This is a genomic window from Bradyrhizobium oropedii (genome assembly GCF_020889685.1).
Lineage (GTDB): Bacteria > Pseudomonadota > Alphaproteobacteria > Rhizobiales > Xanthobacteraceae > Bradyrhizobium > Bradyrhizobium oropedii.
On the sequence record NZ_JACMYO010000382.1, the window covers coordinates 1 to 2,315 of the forward strand.

A 2,315-nucleotide genomic window follows, 5' to 3' on the forward strand; every position below is an offset into this window, starting at 1 on the left:
CTGATACGTCGCGTTGCTGGGATCGGAAACGTTCACCAGGCTCGAGAGCGCAATCTGCGCACCGGCCGTGGCATTCGGCACGCTCGATACACTCAGCGTCGGCGTCGCCACCGAGACCGAGAACTGCTGCCAGCCACCCGCCGTGCCGTTCTGAATGAGCCGCGCCCACAGCGTGTCGGAGCCGGCTGACGTCCCGGCATCGAACACCACATTGGCACCCGACGGCACATTGATCGCCTGGCCTGCGGGCTGCGCCACGCCGTTGATCAAGACCTCGCCACCGGCCGCCGTGCCGTTCGAATCCCACAGCTGCAGCTGATACGTGGCATTGCTTGGATTGGAAACGTTGACCAGGCTCGAGAGCGCAATCTGCGCACCCGCCGTGGCGCTTGGCAGGCTCGATACATTCAGCGTCGGCGCCGCCACCGAGACCGTAAATTGCTTCCAGCCACTCGCCGTGCCGTTCTGAACGAGCTGCGCCCATAGCGTATCGGTGCCGGATGACGTCCCGGCATCGAACACCACATTGGCGCCCGACGGCACATTGATCGCCTGGCCTGCAGTCTGCGCCACGCCGTTGATCAGGACCTCGCCGCCGGCCGCCGTGCCGTTCGAATCCCACAGCTGCAACTGATACGTGGCATTGCTTGGATCGGACACGTTGACCAGGCTCGAGAGCGCAATCTGCGCACCCGCCGTGGCGCTTGGCAGGCTCGATACATTCAGCGTCGGCGCCGCCACCGAGACCGCAAATTGCTTCCAGCCACTCGCCGTGCCGTTCTGAATGAGCTGCGCCCATAGCGTATCGGTGCCGGATGAAGTCCCGGCATCGAACACCACATTGGCGCCCGACGGCACATTGATCGCCTGGCCTGCAGTCTGCGCCACGCCGTTGATCAGGAATTCGCCGCCGGCCACCGTGCCGTTCGAATCCCACAGCTGCAACTGATACGTGGCGTTGCTTGGATCGGAAACGTTCACCAGGCTCGAGAGCGCAATCTGCGCACCGGCCGTGACACTCGGCAGGCTCGATACATTCAGCGTCGGCGCCGGCACCGAGACCGTGAACTGCTGCCAGCCACTGGCCGTACCGTTGCCCTGAATGAGTTGCGCCCACAGCGTATCGGTGCCGGCTGAAGTCCCGGCATCGAACACCACATTGGCGCCCGACGGCACATTGATCGCATGGCCTGCGGTCTGCGCCACGCCGTTGATCAGGAATTCGCCACCGGCCGCCGTGCCGTTCGAATCCCACAGCTGCAGCTGATACGTCGCATTGCTTGGATCGGAAACGTTCACCAGGCTAGAGAGCGCAATCTGCGCACCGGCCGCGGCACTTGGCAGGCTCGATACATTCAACGTCGGCGCCGGCACCGAGACCGTGAATTGCTGCCAGCCACTTGCCGTGCCGTTCTGAACGAGCTGCGCAAACAGCGTATCGGTGCCGGCTGAAGTCCCGGCATCGAACACCACATTGGCGCCCGACGGCACATTGATCGCATGGCCTGCGGTCTGCGCCACGCCGTTGATCAGGAACTCGCCACCGGCTGCCGTGCCGTTCGAATCCCATAGCTGCAACTGATACGTCGCATTGCTGGGATCAGAAACGTTGACCAGGCTCGAGAGCGCAATCTGCGCACCGGCCGTGGTGCTGGGCACGCCCGATACACTCAGCGTCGGCGCCGCCACCGAGACCGTAAACTGCTGCCAGCTGCCTAGCGCGCCGTTGTTTTGAACGAGCCGCGCGTACAGAGTATCGGTACCGGCCGAAGTACCGGCATCGAACACCACATTGGCGCCCGACGGCACATTGATCGCATGGCCTGCGGTCTGCGCCACGCCGTTGATCAGGAACTCGCCGCCGGCCACCGTGCCGTTCGAATCCCACAGCTGGAGAGTCTGATAGCCGGCACTGTTGGGGTCGGACACAGTGACCAGGCTCGACAAGGCGATCAACTGACCTGCACTCGCCGAAGGGTAGTTCGCGACGTTAACCGATGGCGTAATAGGTGGTGTGGCCGTAATCAGCGTGCCCGCACCAGAATCCTGTGTTGCAGTGAAGCCAACTCCGGGATTCTGCCCCAGCTGCAGATCATACGTTATTCCGCCCTCGACAACTTGAAGCATGCTGCCGGATACAACAGTGGCCGAGCCACCGGACGCGAACGCCACGCCGGTCAGATCGATGGTGTCACCAACGACGATGCCGCTGATGATGTCGCTGGGCATGGTGGTGCCGTCGATCACCAGCGTCCCGCTGGAGCTGGCGAAGGTAATGCCGCCGCTCGCGATGCTTCCGGCCTGCAGTTCGACGC

1 protein-coding gene is annotated in these 2,315 nt (G+C 63.5%); it reads right to left on the reverse strand.

Translation table 11 applies throughout. The features are described from left to right. Window positions 1–1,956: beta strand repeat-containing protein (locus tag H8A95_RS42615; RefSeq protein WP_229188396.1), on the reverse strand; the 1,956-nt coding region annotated here is incomplete at its 3' end. Window positions 1,957–2,315: the final 359 nt, after the last annotated feature.